Annotated in this window: 16 protein-coding genes; 5 read left to right on the top strand and 11 right to left on the bottom strand. The window is 34.3% G+C overall.

Annotated features, from left to right (window positions below; all coding sequences use genetic code 11):
• Window positions 1-3: 3 nt before the first annotated feature.
• The gene (locus FLAVO9AF_RS01850; RefSeq protein ID WP_159683339.1) at window positions 4-345 is read right to left on the bottom strand and encodes a DUF5615 family PIN-like protein; all 342 of its coding nucleotides are present in this window, start codon (window positions 343-345) and stop codon (window positions 4-6) included.
• Window positions 346-579 carry a DUF433 domain-containing protein gene (locus FLAVO9AF_RS01845; protein WP_024980219.1) on the bottom strand — a complete coding sequence of 78 codons (234 nt, stop codon included), beginning with the start codon at window positions 577-579 and terminating at the stop codon, window positions 346-348.
• A 39-nt stretch (window positions 580-618) separates the two neighbouring features.
• On the opposite strand from FLAVO9AF_RS01845, the gene FLAVO9AF_RS01840 reads away from it, so the two are divergent.
• The 3 genes from FLAVO9AF_RS01840 to FLAVO9AF_RS01830 all read left to right on the top strand — a co-directional run bounded on the left by FLAVO9AF_RS01840 (window position 619) and on the right by FLAVO9AF_RS01830 (window position 3,073).
• On the top strand, window positions 619-1,746 hold the full coding sequence (locus FLAVO9AF_RS01840; RefSeq protein ID WP_370516440.1) for a DUF3810 domain-containing protein: 1,128 nt from the start codon (window positions 619-621) through the stop codon (window positions 1,744-1,746).
• A gap of 194 nt (window positions 1,747-1,940) precedes the next feature.
• On the top strand, window positions 1,941-2,441 hold the full coding sequence (locus FLAVO9AF_RS01835; RefSeq protein WP_159683336.1) for an RNA polymerase sigma factor: 501 nt from the start codon (window positions 1,941-1,943) through the stop codon (window positions 2,439-2,441).
• A complete protein-coding gene (locus tag FLAVO9AF_RS01830; RefSeq protein WP_159683334.1) occupies window positions 2,441-3,073 on the top strand; it encodes a hypothetical protein in 633 nt (210 codons plus the stop codon). Before FLAVO9AF_RS01835 ends, FLAVO9AF_RS01830 begins: the two co-directional genes overlap by 1 nt.
• 35 nt (window positions 3,074-3,108) lie before the next feature.
• On the opposite strand, the gene FLAVO9AF_RS01825 is transcribed toward FLAVO9AF_RS01830, so the two are convergent.
• Together FLAVO9AF_RS01825 and FLAVO9AF_RS01820 are read right to left on the bottom strand one after the other, a co-directional pair.
• Window positions 3,109-3,918 (bottom strand): 1-acyl-sn-glycerol-3-phosphate acyltransferase, encoded by an 810-nt coding sequence (locus FLAVO9AF_RS01825; protein WP_159683332.1) that lies wholly within the window; start codon window positions 3,916-3,918, stop codon window positions 3,109-3,111.
• A 110-nt stretch (window positions 3,919-4,028) separates the two neighbouring features.
• Window positions 4,029-4,676: a CoA pyrophosphatase gene (locus FLAVO9AF_RS01820; RefSeq protein ID WP_159683330.1), complete on the bottom strand. Its 648-nt coding sequence runs from the start codon at window positions 4,674-4,676 to the stop codon at window positions 4,029-4,031.
• A gap of 86 nt (window positions 4,677-4,762) precedes the next feature.
• Between FLAVO9AF_RS01820 and FLAVO9AF_RS01815 the strand changes: the two genes are divergently transcribed.
• A complete protein-coding gene (locus tag FLAVO9AF_RS01815) occupies window positions 4,763-5,203 on the top strand; it encodes a DUF4268 domain-containing protein (RefSeq protein WP_159683327.1) in 441 nt (146 codons plus the stop codon).
• Window positions 5,204-5,283: 80 nt separating this feature from the next.
• Here the strand turns inward: FLAVO9AF_RS01815 and FLAVO9AF_RS01810 are convergent, their stop codons facing one another.
• The 5 genes from FLAVO9AF_RS01810 to FLAVO9AF_RS01790 all read right to left on the bottom strand — a co-directional run bounded on the left by FLAVO9AF_RS01810 (window position 5,284) and on the right by FLAVO9AF_RS01790 (window position 10,473).
• A complete protein-coding gene (locus FLAVO9AF_RS01810; RefSeq protein ID WP_159683324.1) occupies window positions 5,284-5,685 on the bottom strand; it encodes a hypothetical protein in 402 nt (133 codons plus the stop codon).
• A 22-nt stretch (window positions 5,686-5,707) separates the two neighbouring features.
• Window positions 5,708-6,652, bottom strand: coding sequence for a nitronate monooxygenase family protein (locus FLAVO9AF_RS01805; protein WP_159683322.1), 945 nt, complete (start codon window positions 6,650-6,652; stop codon window positions 5,708-5,710).
• A gap of 11 nt (window positions 6,653-6,663) precedes the next feature.
• On the bottom strand, window positions 6,664-8,280 hold the full coding sequence (locus FLAVO9AF_RS01800; protein WP_159683319.1) for a S8 family serine peptidase: 1,617 nt from the start codon (window positions 8,278-8,280) through the stop codon (window positions 6,664-6,666).
• A 244-nt stretch (window positions 8,281-8,524) separates the two neighbouring features.
• Entirely contained in the window at window positions 8,525-9,700 is a 1,176-nt protein-coding gene (mnmA, locus tag FLAVO9AF_RS01795; protein WP_159683316.1) for a tRNA 2-thiouridine(34) synthase MnmA, read from the bottom strand.
• Between the two features lie 68 nt (window positions 9,701-9,768).
• A complete protein-coding gene (locus FLAVO9AF_RS01790; protein ID WP_159683313.1) occupies window positions 9,769-10,473 on the bottom strand; it encodes a toxin-antitoxin system YwqK family antitoxin in 705 nt (234 codons plus the stop codon).
• Window positions 10,474-10,794: 321 nt separating this feature from the next.
• Here FLAVO9AF_RS01790 and FLAVO9AF_RS01785 point away from each other — a divergent pair, with 321 nt between their 5' ends.
• Window positions 10,795-11,727 carry a fasciclin domain-containing protein gene (locus tag FLAVO9AF_RS01785; protein ID WP_159683309.1) on the top strand — a complete coding sequence of 311 codons (933 nt, stop codon included), beginning with the start codon at window positions 10,795-10,797 and terminating at the stop codon, window positions 11,725-11,727.
• Between the two features lie 75 nt (window positions 11,728-11,802).
• On the opposite strand, the gene yidC is transcribed toward FLAVO9AF_RS01785, so the two are convergent.
• Entirely contained in the window at window positions 11,803-13,707 is a 1,905-nt protein-coding gene (gene yidC, locus FLAVO9AF_RS01780) for a membrane protein insertase YidC (protein ID WP_159683306.1), read from the bottom strand.
• Window positions 13,708-13,796: 89 nt separating this feature from the next.
• Window positions 13,797-15,410 (bottom strand): CTP synthase, encoded by a 1,614-nt coding sequence (locus FLAVO9AF_RS01775; protein WP_159683301.1) that lies wholly within the window; start codon window positions 15,408-15,410, stop codon window positions 13,797-13,799.
• Window positions 15,411-15,556: the final 146 nt, after the last annotated feature.

Genomic DNA, 15,556 nt, shown 5'->3' with positions numbered 1-15,556 from the left:
TACTTATTCGATTCCCTCTATCCTATCTTTAAAAACATTGACTAATTTGTGAGTAGCGTTCATTTCTAAAACACTATCCCAAACTTTGCAAATGTTCTCGTGAAAATCTTTCATCTTCATATTTCCAAATCGGATATGAATTACTTTTGGAGGAGGATTGTTTAACATCATTTTATTGGAAAAATCAACATCTTTGGTAATTATAGTGAGGTTGTTTTCCTTTGCATATACCCAAATTTGTTCATCAAACCACTCATCGTTAATATTCTTTTGATGAATAAAATTATCCGAATTCCAAATGGAAAGGTGATATGGTAAATTAACGTCTATTAAAAATTTCGGCATTTAGGCAACCTCTTTAATAGTGAAATTTCTATTCATTAATTCGGATGCAAATTTAAGACAGGCATCAATATCTTCGTTTTCGAGGCTTGGATATTGCAACAAAATTTCTTCTCTTGAATCTCCAGAACTCAAAAACCCAAGAATAGTATTAACGGTAATTCTCTTGTTTCTTATGGTAGGTTTTCCGTTGCAAATTCTATCGTCAATTGTAATTCTATCAGCAATAGTTTCCATAGTGAAGTATTTTAAGGTTCAAATTTACAAAAAAAGAAAGTGCACGACGGATTTAATCCTTATTTTTATGCCAAAAGTCAAGCCTTGAAAAGAAAATACCTTTTACCGCTATTCCTCGTATTTCAGATTCTAGTATTAAAAATCATCCGATTTTTTCCAGAATTCATCGAACGTTGGTACAGCAATGGCCTCTATATCTTTATCTCGAATAATTTACGAATCAGTTTAGGGAAAGTTCCTTTTTCGTTGGGCGATGTGTTGTATGCTTTGCTAATTATTTGGGCGATTCATTGGTTTTGGCTACTCAAAAAAAATAAAACAATCCAAAGTGTAGCACCAAGACAAAAATGGAAAGCAATATCGCTTTCTATTTTAAGTTTTTTATCGGTGGTTTATTTTCTTTTTCATTTGCTTTGGGGACTCAATTACTATCGAGAACCGTTGTATGAAAAAATGAAAATTGAAAGAGAGTATTCGGATGCAGATTTAGCTTTTTTTACTCAAAAGCTAATTGCCAAAACCAATGCGATTCAGTTGAAACTAATGAAAGACAAAAATCGAAAAGTAATTGTCCCTTATTCCAAATCTCAATTGTTTCAAATGAATACGAATGGATACCAAAACTTGGCTCGAGAACATTCGATGTTTCGATATAGCCATTTGAGTATCAAGAAATCGCTTTTTAGTATTCCGCTGACGTATATGGGATTTGGTGGCTATTTGAATCCGTTTACCAATGAAGCACAAGTGAATGGTTTGGGACCTTTGTATAGTTTTCCAATGACTGCCAATCACGAAATGGCGCATCAAATAGGTTTTGCCAGTGAAAGTGAGTGCAATTTTATTGGTTTTTTGGCTTCGATAAAAAATAAAGACGCTTACATTCAATATTCGGGATACAGTTTGGCTTTGCGCTATTGTTTGCGAAATTGGCAAGCACGTGATGAAAGAAAAGTGGCGCTCTTTTTAAAAACAATTCATCCTGGAGTACTAGCCAACTTTAAGGAAAGTGAAACCTTTTGGAAACAATACGACACTTTTATCGACAAAGGATTTCATATTTTTTACGACAACTTCCTAAAAATGAACCAACAAAAAGATGGAATGGAAGGCTATAGTAAATATGTGGATTTGATGGTAAATTATTTTAAGCAACATTCGTTGTAAGTCTTATTTCTTATGAAAACAGAACGTGTAGAATAGCCCCGATTGCAGTAAAAATCATTTGTGGGCTGGGGTTCAGCCGACAAAGATTGTAACGGAAAGCGGGACGACTCGTCTTGGTATTCCCAAAAGTTGTGCTCCTTAAAAAAAATAGTTTTATTTGTAACAAAAATCAGTTTTGAACCACTAATGTCTATATGTCCGATAATTTAGAACAATCCTTTGTATCACAATTGCAGGCGAACCAGAATATCATCCACAAGATTTGTAGGTTGTATACTTCTGGTGAGGACGCGCATAAGGATTTGTTTCAAGAAATCACCATTCAGTTATGGAAAGCTTTTCCCAAGTTTAGAGGAGACAGTAAGTTCTCTACTTGGGCCTATCGAGTCGCGCTAAATACAGCCATAACTTTGTATCGCAAAGACAAACGCTCGGTGGCCACAACTGAATTTGAAGCCAGACAACATTATACTCCAGAGGTCGAATATGATTATGAAGAGGAAGAACAATTAAAATTAATGTACCAAGCCGTGTACCAATTGAACGATATTGAAAAGGCATTAATTTTTATGTATCTAGAAGACAAAGATTACACCGAAATATCCGAAACATTAGGGATTAGCGAGGTCAACGCAAGAGTTAAAATGAACAGAATTAAAGGAAAATTAAAAAAAATACTAAATCCATTAGCCTAATGAAAGAACTGGATTTGTTAAAAAAAGATTGGCAAAAGAACGAAGCTTCTTTTGAACAGGTGACCGAAAAGGACATTTACAAAATGATTCATAAAAAATCTTCTTCGATTGTGAAGTGGATTTTGATATTGAGTGTTTTGGAATTGGTGTTTTGGTTTGTAATTGGCCTTGGAATAAATATTGATGATGATTTTAAAAGAATGAATCACGAAGAGTTTTCTTTGTATTTTAAAATTTATGACAATTTCAATTATCTAATATTATTGACTTTCATATACTTGTTTTATAAAAACTACAAAATCATCTCGACCACAGTATCTACAAAACAATTGATGCGAGATATTATTAAAACCAGAAAAACGGTTAACTATTATGTATACTATAATCTAGGACAAATAGTTGTTTTGTTTTTTATTTTTACTTTTATCTCCTTTAAGTACAATCCAGATTCGGTAAAATTAGCCAATCAAATTGGAGATAATTATGGTATGTTAGCCTTCACTTTTTTATTCTTATTGACGTTTATTCTTATCATTTTTGGATTGTTCTGGTTGTTTTATCGCATCGTATACGGTCGATTATTGAAACGATTACTTGACAATTACAAAGAATTGAAGAAAATAGATTTATAAAAAAAGCGGTCAAAATTTTGACCGCTTTTTTTATATTAATATTCCCATTTTCGCATTTTATCCAATTCTTTTTGAGCTTCTAATTCTTCGGCAGGAATAACTTTTAAAAAGGAAGGATGTTGCTCGATTGCGTATTCTACTTTTTCTACAATCTCTTCAATTGTTTCGTTTTCATAGTCAATCTCTAAAGGTTCTTTGATGATGAACGATTGCAAGATTCCTTTCTTTTTTAATCGCAAACCTTTTTTATCAAAAGAACGTCTAAAGCCATCAATTACAATCGGAACTACAATAGGTTTGTGTTCTTTGATGATATGCGCTGTTCCTTTACGAACGGGTTTAAATGATTTTGTAGTACCTTGAGGAAACGTTATCACCCAACCATCTGCCAAAGCAATCTTGATATTTTCGGTATCATTAGGATTTACTTCTCTTTTTTCGGTAACATCTTTTCCTTTGGAACGCCAAGTTCTTTCTACTGTTATTGCACCTACATAGGCCAAAATTCTTGGCAAAAGTCCAGCATGCATCGTTTCTTTAGCGGCAACATAGTATATATTCATTTTGGGTTGCCACAAATAACAAACGTTCTTAATACTGTCATCTCTTCCGCTCAAACTTGCGTTAAACACATGGAACATAGCTACAACATCGGCAAAATAGGTTTGATGATTGGAAATAAACAACACATTACTATCTGGTAAATTTCGAATAATTTCTGAACCTTCTATTTGTAATTCATTGAAACCACGATACCTTCTATGGGTAACAACACCAAAAATTCGGATTAACCATTTCTTTATAAAAAGGATATGACCAAAAGGATTCCTTTTAAATAATCCCATAATAATTCTTTTTTGAAATTGGAGTGCAAAGATACGACATATTTTCTTAACGTTTAGAAAACGCTAAACTTGCAATAAATTTACAATAAATCAAGAAAAACAGCGCTTATTTATGATTTTTTAAGCACAAAATGCAAGACTTCTTTTAACTCACTCAGCATCATAGCTGTAGCCCCCCAAACTATATGTTCGTTGATTTTGAAAGCTGGAATTGCAATATTAGTAGCATAAGAAGTCGTCAGTTTAGTCTCATGCAAAAGCGCATCACCTAAAAAATCAGACAATGGTAATTCAATTATACTCGCCACCTCTTTCGGTTCTAATACAAAATTTAGGGTCTCTTTTGCAATACCTAAATAAGGATGCACTAAGAAATTACTAGGCGGAATATACAAAGGAGAAAAAGGTCTTATTACTTTTATTTGCTCACGCGAAACTCCAATTTCTTCTTCGGATTCTCTCAAAGCCGTAGTTTCGTATTCTACATCTTCATTTTCAAACTTACCTCCGGGAAAAGCAATTTGAGCCGAATGTACACCTTCATAAGAATTTCTTTCAATCAGTACCAAATGCGTTTGCTCTTGTTTTGGATACAACAACATCAAAACCGCAGCTTTTCGTGGATTTTTATCTGCATAACTAAACGCTTTCAAGGATTCGATTCGTTCTTTTGGCGCCATTTTTATATGTGAAGCAAAAGCAGGAAGCGGAGCCTCAAGTATTTGAGGGATATATTGCTGAAAATCTTGAAAATTCATAGGTAAAACTTATTTTTGCAAGCATTCCAATAAATATACTATAGTTTTGTTTGGAATACAAACCAAACTTTCTAAATTCAATTCAAATGTACAGTAAAGCAGAAAATCAACGATTAAAACACGATTTTTGGGTGGCCTTCGCCGAGAAATACCCAAGAAAATGGGTGTTGTATGATACAAAAATTAAAGATTTCTCTTTTAAATTTTTTGCAGATAATAAAAAAGCCCAAGTACTCATTGATATCGAACACCGAAATGATGACTTACGTTCTCAATATTTCGAAAAAATCGAAGCTTTGAAAGGTATTTTGGAAGATGAATTCATCAAAGATTTGGTTTTTGAAAAAGACTACACATTAGAAAATGGCAAAACCATCAGCCGCATTTGGGTTGAAAAAAATGGGTACAGTATGAGTAACCGCAATCACTGGGACTACATTTTTGACTTTTTCTTCGAAAAAATGAATGCTTTAGAACTTTTCTATCTCGAATATGATGAGTTTATAAAAGATATTGAAAAAGAGTAAGGGTTTTGGTTTGTGTTTTTTGGTTTATAGTTTTTGGTTTTAATGCTAATTACTTTTCACTAAGGACTAATCACTAAGGACTAAATATTATACAAATAAATCCTATTCTCATAGTTGATGTACAACTGCTTGCGATTGCCTTGTTGTTTGCGAGTAATAATCATCAAAGTGCAGGAATCACCATTTTCGTCTTTGCATTCAAAAGAATAAATGATATCGGTTTTGTTTTCTTCAATTTCTGCATACGAAAGAATGTTATACAATTGAAGCATTGGGGTGTAGACTACAATTCGATGTTTAGATGTATCTAACGTAATTGGGATATTGATTAAATCCAATTCGGACCAATCTCCCCATTTTCCTTTTTCGTTTTTCTCTAAAATACTGTAGCCTGAAGTTTGAAACTTATAGGTTTGAGCATTAGACAGCTGAAAACAAAAAAATAGGACAAAAGACAAAAATAAAATAGTAGGTTTTGACATGAGGAGGCGTTTGGGGTTGGAGTTAAAATTGGAATTGTCCGATTTCAATTTGGGCTTGTTTAAACTCGGCAATCATAGTATCTATTATTTCTTTTACAGGTTGAATTTCGGTAATTAATCCCGCAATCTGACCAATTTCTAATTCGCCCTCGACCAAATCACCTTCAAACATCCCGCGCTTGGCTCGGGCTCTACCAAGCAATGCAACTAAATCTTCTTTGGTAGGACATTTTGCATACAGTTCCTGAACATCATTGTAAAACTTATTTTTCACCAAACGAACAGGCGCTAATTCTTTTAATGTTAATTGCGTATCCCCTTCTTTTACTTTGACGATTACTTCTTTAAAATTATGGTGAGCTGATGATTCTACCGAAGCAGCAAAACGACTTCCTACTTGAACACCATCAGCGCCCAAAGCCATTGCCGCAAGCATTCCTCTTCCAGTGGCAATTCCACCAGCAGCAATCAACGGAATGTTTATCTTTTGCTTCACCATCGGAATCAAAGTCAATGTCGTAGTTTCCTCTCGCCCATTGTGTCCTCCAGCTTCAAAACCTTCGGCAACTACAGCATCAACTCCTGCTTCTTGGGCTTTCAAAGCAAACACCGAACTACTCACCACGTGTACTACTGTAATTCCTTTTTCTTTCAAAAAAGCGGTCCAAGTTTTTGGATTTCCAGCTGAAGTAAAAACAATTTTTACACCTTCTTCTACAATGATATTCATTATTTCTTCCACATTAGGATACAACATGGGAACATTCACGCCAAAAGGCTTATCTGTCGCCTTCTTGCATTTTTGTATGTGTTCTCTAAGCACCTCAGGATACATAGAACCAGCACCAATGATGCCTAATCCTCCAGCATTACTAACGGCACTTGCCAATTTATAACCACTGTTCCATATCATTCCTCCTTGAATGATTGGATATTGAATGCCAAAAAGCTTTATAATTGAATTCATTGAATTGTAAATTAATATTTGATGATTTTTCCTTGAGCTGAAAAATTTCCTCCTTGAATAGTGTACAAGTATACTCCATTCCACAAGGTTTCTACAGAAAAAGAAGGTGTTGATTTTGTAAAAGGTACTTCCATTATTTTTTGTCCCAATAAAGAATAAATAGTAAGGTGCACCTCGTCTACTGTCGAAGGCAAAGTCACATAAACCGTTCCTTTGGCAGGATTGGGATACAAAGAAAATGAAGCAATCTGAATGTCTATTGTCGCTAGAAGTCCTTTATTTACAGCCGCACTAAAATCCGGAATTCCATAGCCCAGTTGTGGCGTTGGAGTCAAATATTTATCGGCAGATTGAATAATCAAATCTCTGATTTCTTTATTGGTTTTATCGGGTAAAGCTTGCCATAAGCACGCCACCATTCCTGCTAGAATTGGACTCGAAAAAGAAGTTCCGTTGGCCGTACCAATGTTCCCAAATTCATCCGAAACAACAGAAGCTTGTCCTTGCGCCATCACTTCTGGCTTAACCCTACCATCAAACGAGGGACCAATCGAACTAAAAGAAGCTCTGGACTTACTGGCTGTTACTGCTCCAATCGTAAGAACAGAAACTGCATCTGCTGGAGCAGCAATATTGGGATTAGTTGTGTTCCCTGAATTTCCCGCAGAAGCCACCACAAGCATTCCTCTACTAAAAGCAATCTCGGCTCCTCGGCTAATAAATGTTGTTGCGCCATTCATATCTTCATAAGTATAGCTATATTTAGAATTATCAAAATCAAAATAACCTAACGAACTATTAATGATATCCACACCCAAACTATCTGCTTTCTCTGCAGCTTCTACCCAAAGCGTTTCTTCAATAGGATTTTCTGATGCATCATTCTCTGTAACAAAAAGATAATAAGACGCATCAGGAGCCGTTCCGACCAAAGCTTGGTCTTGATTCCCGCCCATAGTAGAAAGCACCAACGTACCGTGATTATCTCCCGTATAGTAGTTAGAACTTCTATTCACATAATTGTATCCGCCCAAAATCTGATTATTATCTCTCAATTTTTTAAACGGCAATTGGGTGTCTACGCCAGGAAATCCAGCATCCAAAACTGCTATAATTTTACCACTCCCCGTATAATTTTGCTGATGCAATAAATGACCATTCAACATCTGAATTTGATTAGCTGAAGTGCCATAATTATACGTAATAGCAGTGTTATATTTTTTTTGAATTTGCTGTGATTTTGACACAGCTATTGTTTTCCCTGTAGCATTTAAGGACTTATCCGCGAAGCTAATCTTAGTAACAAAAGCTAAATTTTTAAGAGAAGTAATATCCGCTTGAGTACCTCGAACATGCAACGCATTTAGCCATTTTGATTGCCCCATAATTGTGATTCCCGCCGACTCTTTTACAGCTTTTATATACGAAGCTGGAATGGGAACATCCTTGCTGTCAAAGGCAATTTTTTGTCGCGTTCTTCTATCAATAGCACGTTGTGAAAGCATCAATTGAGGATTGTCTAAATAGTTTTGAACATTGGCTTTATCACCAAAATACACCCAAGCATCTTGTTGTGAAAAAACCAAAAAAGATTGGAATAAGAAAAATAAAAAAACTATTTTTTTCATGCCGAAATGTACTCAAAAAATCATTATAAATTATAATTTTAAGTGTTTTTAGGAGCACAAAATTTGGGAATTCATCACGTTTGGTCCCGCTGTCCTTCCTATCTTTTTATCCAGAAAAAGGATAAAAAGGATATTCCCTCCCATAGGGGCTAGGCGACACTATCTTTTTTTCAGAAGATTTTTTTATGGTTTTTACTAAAGACCAATCACTAATAACTAAGGACTAACAACTAACAACTAAAAACTAAGCTATAACCCCAGAGCCTAACAATTCGTCCTCTTGGTACCAAGCCACAAATTGTCCTTCAGTAATAGCCGATTGTGGTTCATCAAAAATCACATACATTCCTTTTTCTTCTTGATGCAACGTGGCTTTTTGCAACGGCTGACGGTAACGAATTCTCGCCATTACTTCTTTAGACTCACCCACTGACAAGGCTAAATCGGTACGAATCCAATGTGTTTCAGAGGCATCAATAAACAATCCTCTTCTAAACAATCCAGGATGATTGCTAGACAAGCCTGTGTAAATTGTATTGGTCACCACATCAGTAGCGATAACAAACAAAGGCTCTGTTGTACCACCAACGTTAAGCCCTTTTCTTTGACCAACTGTAAAATAATGAGCGCCTTGGTGTTTCCCAACTACCTTGCCCATTTCTGGAGTGTAAGTGATTTTATGAGACAAAGAATCAAGAGTCTCAGTTTCATCAGAGGATGAATACACACTGTGATTTTTGTCTATTTGGATAATTTGACCTTCTTTGGGTTGCAATTTTTGTTGTAAAAACTCTGGTAAACGTACTTTACCAATAAAACATAAACCTTGAGAATCTTTTTTCTCTGCGGTAACCAATTCCATTTCGGCTGCTATTTCACGAACTTGAGGTTTCGTTAATGCACCAATTGGAAACAAAGATTTAGCCAACTGTTCTTGCGACAATTGACATAAAAAATAAGATTGATCTTTGTTAGTATCAGCACCTGCGATAAGGTGATACAAGGGTTTCCCGTCTATTTCTGTAGTTCGCTTTTGGCAATAATGTCCAGTAGCCACATAATCTGCTCCTAGACTCAAAGCAATTTCTAAAAAAACAGCAAATTTAATTTCGCGATTACACAATACATCAGGGTTTGGAGTACGTCCTTTCTCATATTCACTGAACATGTAATCCACAATCTTTTCTTGGTATTGTTCACTAAGGTCAACCGTTTGGAAAGGGATTCCTAATTTTTCGGCTACCAATAAAGCATCATTGCTATCTTCTAACCAAGGGCATTCATTGGATATTGTTACTGAGTCATCGTGCCAATTTTTCATAAATAGCCCAATAACTTCATATCCTTCTTGTTGCAACAAATAAGCCGCAACACTAGAATCTACACCTCCAGAAAGACCAACAACTACTCTCTTTTTCATCAAAACCCTTTTTTAAAATAGGGTGCAAAGTTACAAAACATTTAGCACAGAAATTATCTAAGCAAAAGTTAATTCTTTTTACGCTTGGTAAGGCCTTCAGGATAACTCATATTTCGTTTCTTCACTAACTTATCTTTTTCATAAAACTCCCAAACACCCTCTTTTTTACCCAACACAAAATTTCCTTTGGAAGCAATAAAACCATTAGTATCTCTAAAAATCGCAGGGCCATTATATTGTCCCTTTTGATAAACTGTTTCTTCTAAAACGATACCTTTATCAGAATAAATTTTGCAACTCCCGTGTTTAAGTCCATCTACGTAGTGAGTTTCTTCAGCTACTTTACCATCAGGAAAATAAACCGTTCTCAATCCTGACAATTTTCCTTTATCATAAAATTCTTTTGTCATTATCTCTTTCGAATTGAAGTGATAATAAATCCATTCTCCTTCAAAGAGTTTATTAACCACCTTGCCTTCACTTACCTTAAACTTATTTTGATTGTAAAAAATAGTATACGCTGAATTGTCTTTTTCGTTAAACTCGCGAGTGGCAATCACATCTGCTGCTTTCGTATCATCAAAATATTTAAAAACACCTACTTCTTTACCGTGCAAAAAAGTTCCTTCATAACGCAACCTTTTGGATTCTTCATAATACCCTCTCCAAAGTCCATTTTTCTTACCCTCACTATCCAATTGATTGGTAGTCCCTTGTGCCAACAAGGCTGAAATCTGGAAAAATAAAATCAAAAACAATCCCTTATTAATCATATTTTAAAAATTTATCATTGTTAAAAAACTATCAGAAATAAAAATATACAACTGCTAAATGTTCTAAAAATTGTTCTCAGTACTATTCACTACCAAAAGTAATAAATGAAGCTAAAGTAACAAGACTTTGCGATTATTAATATTTGTTTAACAATAATACTATTAAAATAAACAAAAAACACTTGATAAGCTTTAAATCATTTAATTATCACCTATAAACAAGTATTAATCAATATATAAAATTAAATTTTGTTTAATCTTTATTAAATAACTTTGAACAACAAAATAACATTAACTCTAACTCAATTAAAAAAAAAGATTATGAAAATTGCATCAAAATTAAAAATGGCTTTGGCTTGTATTGCATTTTTATCATTCGCTGTATCTTGCGACAATGATGATGACAACCCTAAACCGGTAGACAATACCATTACAGGTATTGCAGTAAAAAATTCAAATTTAAAAATTTTAGTACAAGCGTTAACGAGAGCAGAGTTAGCAGCTACACTTCAAGGAACAGGTCCTTTTACAGTATTTGCTCCAACAGATGCAGCATTTACAAAATTCTTAAGCGATAATAAATTCGCTTCCGTTAATGATGTACCAAAAGATCTTTTGACACAAATTTTATTAAATCACGTAGTAAGCGGTACAGCCAAATCAACCGATTTGAAAACAGGATACATTAAAACACTTGCTAAAGGAGGAGCATCTACAACAAATACTTTAAGTATGTATGTGGACTTAACTTCTGGAGTAAAATTAAACGGTGTTGCCACAGTTACAACAGCTGATGTAATGGCTTCGAACGGGGTTATACACGTAGTGGATGCAGTAATTGGTTTGCCAACAATTGTTACACATGCAACAGCTAATCCTAATTTCTCTACGTTGGCAACATTATTAACTACGCAAAATTTAATTACAACATTAAGTAGTAGCGCAACACCATCACCTTTCACAGTTTTTGCACCTTTAAATTCTGCATTTGATACAGCAACTACAAGTCTGTACGGTGGGTTAACAAGTGCTCAAAAAACTGCAGTATTAACTTATCATGTTATTGGTGGAGCAAATGTACTATCTACAGGAATTCCTGCATCGTCACCTACTTTAGAAACAGGAATTTTAAAGTTTTCTGGCACAACAATTACAGATGAACAAGCAAGAGTAACAAATATTGTTTTAACTGATGTACAATGTTCAAACGGAATTATCCACGCAGTAAACAAAGTCTTACTACCAACTTTGTAAAAGTGATTATTTCTAAAAACAAAAAAACTTCCGCTTTTGGCGGAAGTTTTTTTTATAAACAGAATTTGAAAATACTTATTTTTTCTTTTGTTGAGCCGCTTTTTGAGCTTCAGCTTGTTCCATTGCTTCTTGTAATTTGCGTTGGAATCTTCCTTGTTTTTTAGGCTCTTTCAATTTATTTTCTTGGATTTGAGCGTGAATTTTATCTCCATCGATAAAATATCTTTTGATTACCAACATAATTAAAATAGTAACTAAGTTGGAAATGAAGTTATACAAACTCAAACCTGCTCCATAACTATTAAAGAAGAATAACATCATCAATGGCGAAACATAGATCATAATCTTCATCATTTTGGCCATATCTGGCATACCTTCTTGTTGCGGTGCTGCCATTTGTTGATCTCCTGAAGTCATTTTCATATAGAAGAAAATTGCAATCGCTGCCAAAATTGGAAACAAACTAATATGATCTCCATACAATGGAATATGGAACGGTAATTTTACAATTTCATCAAAAGAAGACAAATCATCTGCCCATAAAAACTTTTGTTGTCTTAACTCAAAAGCTGAAGGAAAAAACTGAAACGAAGCCATCAAGAAAGGCATTTGTATCAATGCTGGTATACAACCCGCCATAGGATTTACTCCAGCTTTGTTGTACAACTTCATTGTTTCTTGTTGCTTTTTCATTGGGTCTTTTTTGAATTTCTCACCCAATTCAGCAATTTCTGGACGCAATACTTTCATTTTGGCTTGTGACAAGAACGATTTGAAAGTAATAGGCGACATTGCCAATTTTATTAAAATCGTAAAAAGAATAATCGCAATACCATAAGCAATATAAGAACCTAGGAAACCAAATAAAGGCACAAAGATAAAACGGTTGATCCAACCAATGATTCCCCAACCTAAAGTGATGATTTTTTCTAGATTTTGATCGTAATGTGCTAAAGTCTTATAATCAGAAGGTCCTATGTACCAATTTAATTTATAATCAAGCTCTCCATTAGTAAAAGCCAAAGGTAAATTCGCTTTGAATGATTTTGTAAAAGTAGTGTCTACTTTTTCATCATTCATAAGATTGGTAGAAACCAATTGCGCTTTCTCAAAAGGTGTTTTAGAAACCAATATAGAAGTAAAGAAATGTTGTTTGAAAGCTATAAATGTAGGCTTTTCAAGAGTTTCTTCTTCTTTAGCACCTAATCCAGCATAATCAACTTTACCCTCTTTATGTTCAAAATAAATCTCAGTATATTTATTTTCGTAAGATATGCTCTTTTCATTTCTGAAAGCTTTCAAATCCCATTCTAAATCCAATGGCTTAGCAGTATTCAATACTTGGTTCAAGCCTTGAGAACGCACATCAAAACCAATCATATAATCGTTTGGTTTCACTACGTATTTATATTCTAAAAATGAATTTGGACCTGACTTTAACTTCATAGACAACACTTGATCCGCTCCTATTTTGGTTAAAGTAGGCTCAAAAAACAAGTCTTTGGTATTTAAAGTTCGGTTGTCATTGGTTTGCAAAACAATATTCAAATTAGCATTATTATTTTTTATCAATTCTACCAACTGACCAGAACCTTTTTTGAATTTTTCAAAGTTTTTCAAAGTTGCCTCAGCGATATAACCACCTTTATTAGCAATTTTTAATTTTATCACTTCATTTTCAATCGTAGTAAAATCATTTTTTGCAGAAGGTAACGTCGCAGAATAAGCAAAATTTCCTAATGTTTTTTGCAAAGCTACCAATTGAGTAGAATCGCCAGTAGCTACCGCAACAGTTGCTTTTTCAACTGCTTTATTCGCCAATTCTTTTGCTTTTTGAGCTTTTAAAACCAATTCTTTTTGGGCTTTTTCAGCCGCAACAACTTTAGGATCGGGTTGGTTTTGGTACATAATCCAAACCAAAATTCCAAAAATCAATATAAAACCGATAATTGAATTAATGTCAATCTTTTTTTCTTCCATTATTATCTATGTTCAAAATTCAAAACTGAAGCAGTTTACTCCAGTTTAGTGTTAGAATACAACTTAAATGCTTTGTTACAACTATTGTATTATTTCTTTTTGGCTTTTACTGCTGCGGCAACAAAACTCACAAAAATTGGGTGAGGATTCGCAACCGTACTTTTATACTCTGGATGGTATTGAACACCTATAAAGAAAGGATGATTTTCAATCTCAACGATTTCTACCAAACCAGTATCAGGGTTCACCCCAGAAGCAATCAAACCAGCTTTTTGCAATTGCTCTACATAAGCACTATTGTACTCATAACGGTGACGGTGACGCTCCGAAATTTCGGTTTTACCATATATTTTGTGTGCTAATGAGTCTGGTTTTATTTCACATTTCCAAGCTCCTAAACGCATTGTACCTCCTTTATCCGTTACTGTTTTTTGGTCTTCCATCAAATTCACAACTGGGTGAGTCGTATTCTCATTCATTTCAGTAGAATTGGCGTCTTTGTAACCCAAAATAGTTCTTGAATATTCTATAATCGACATTTGCATTCCTAAACAAATACCAAAAAATGGAATGTTATTCTCACGAACATAACGCACTGCTTCTATTTTTCCTTCGATTCCTCTTTCTCCAAAACCTGGTGCTACTAAAACCCCATCCAAACCAGCTAATTTCTCAGCAATATTTGAAGGGTCCAAATGCTCTGAATGAATCGAAATCACATTTACTTTTGTTTCATTCGCTGCTCCTGCGTGAATAAAAGCTTCCAAAATAGATTTGTAGCAATCTTGCATTTCGACATATTTCCCAACCAAACCAATATTTACGGTATGCTTAGGATTTTTTAAACGTTTCAAGAACGTGTTCCAATTTTTTAAATCTGGAGCTGCTTTTTTAGGTAAGTCTAATTTCTTTAAGGCTACTACATCTAGACCTTCTTCTAACATTAAATTAGGTACTTCATAAATAGTAGAAGCATCAATAGATTGAATAACAGCTTCTCTTTTTACATTACAAAACAAAGCCAATTTGTTGCGAATATCGTCTGCAATTTCGTGTTCTGTTCTACACACTAAAATATCAGCTTTAATTCCGCTCTCCATTAATGTTTTAACAGAGTGTTGAGTAGGTTTAGTTTTCAATTCCCCAGCTGCTGCTAAGTAAGGAACTAACGTCAAATGAATAACAATAGCATTGTTTTCTCCTAAATCCCAAACCAACTGACGAACAGACTCGATGTATGGTAAAGATTCGATATCTCCTACAGTTCCACCAATTTCTGTAATGACAATATCATAATCACCTGATTTACCAAGCAATTGCATTCTGTCTTTAATTTCATTGGTAATATGAGGAACTACTTGAACTGTTTTTCCTAAAAATTCTCCTCTTCTTTCTTTTTCAATAACCGAAAGGTAAATTCTACCAGTAGTAACGTTATTCGCCTGAGAAGTAGGCACGTTTAAGAAACGTTCGTAGTGACCTAAATCTAAATCTGTTTCGGCTCCATCATCGGTTACGTAACATTCTCCGTGCTCGTAAGGATTAAGTGTTCCTGGGTCAACATTAATATAGGGGTCGAATTTTTGAATAGTTGTTCGATACCCTCTTGCTTGTAATAATTTCGCCAATGATGCCGCTATAATTCCTTTTCCTAATGAAGAAGTCACACCGCCTGTAACAAAAATATATTTCGTTTGATTCATTCTGTTGTTGTTTGTAATGTAGTTGTGTAAAAAAACGTGGCAAAAGTACAAATTTAATTGGAATACTTACCTGCTTCATTCGGGAGATTTTTAGAATTTAACCACAATAAAAAAGACACCTCAGGATTTAGAATACTAGCTAAAGT

The sequence above is a fragment of the Flavobacterium sp. 9R genome, from assembly GCF_902506345.1.
Classification (GTDB): Bacteria; Bacteroidota; Bacteroidia; order Flavobacteriales; family Flavobacteriaceae; genus Flavobacterium.
This window is presented reverse-complemented; position numbering and strand designations above follow the sequence as displayed.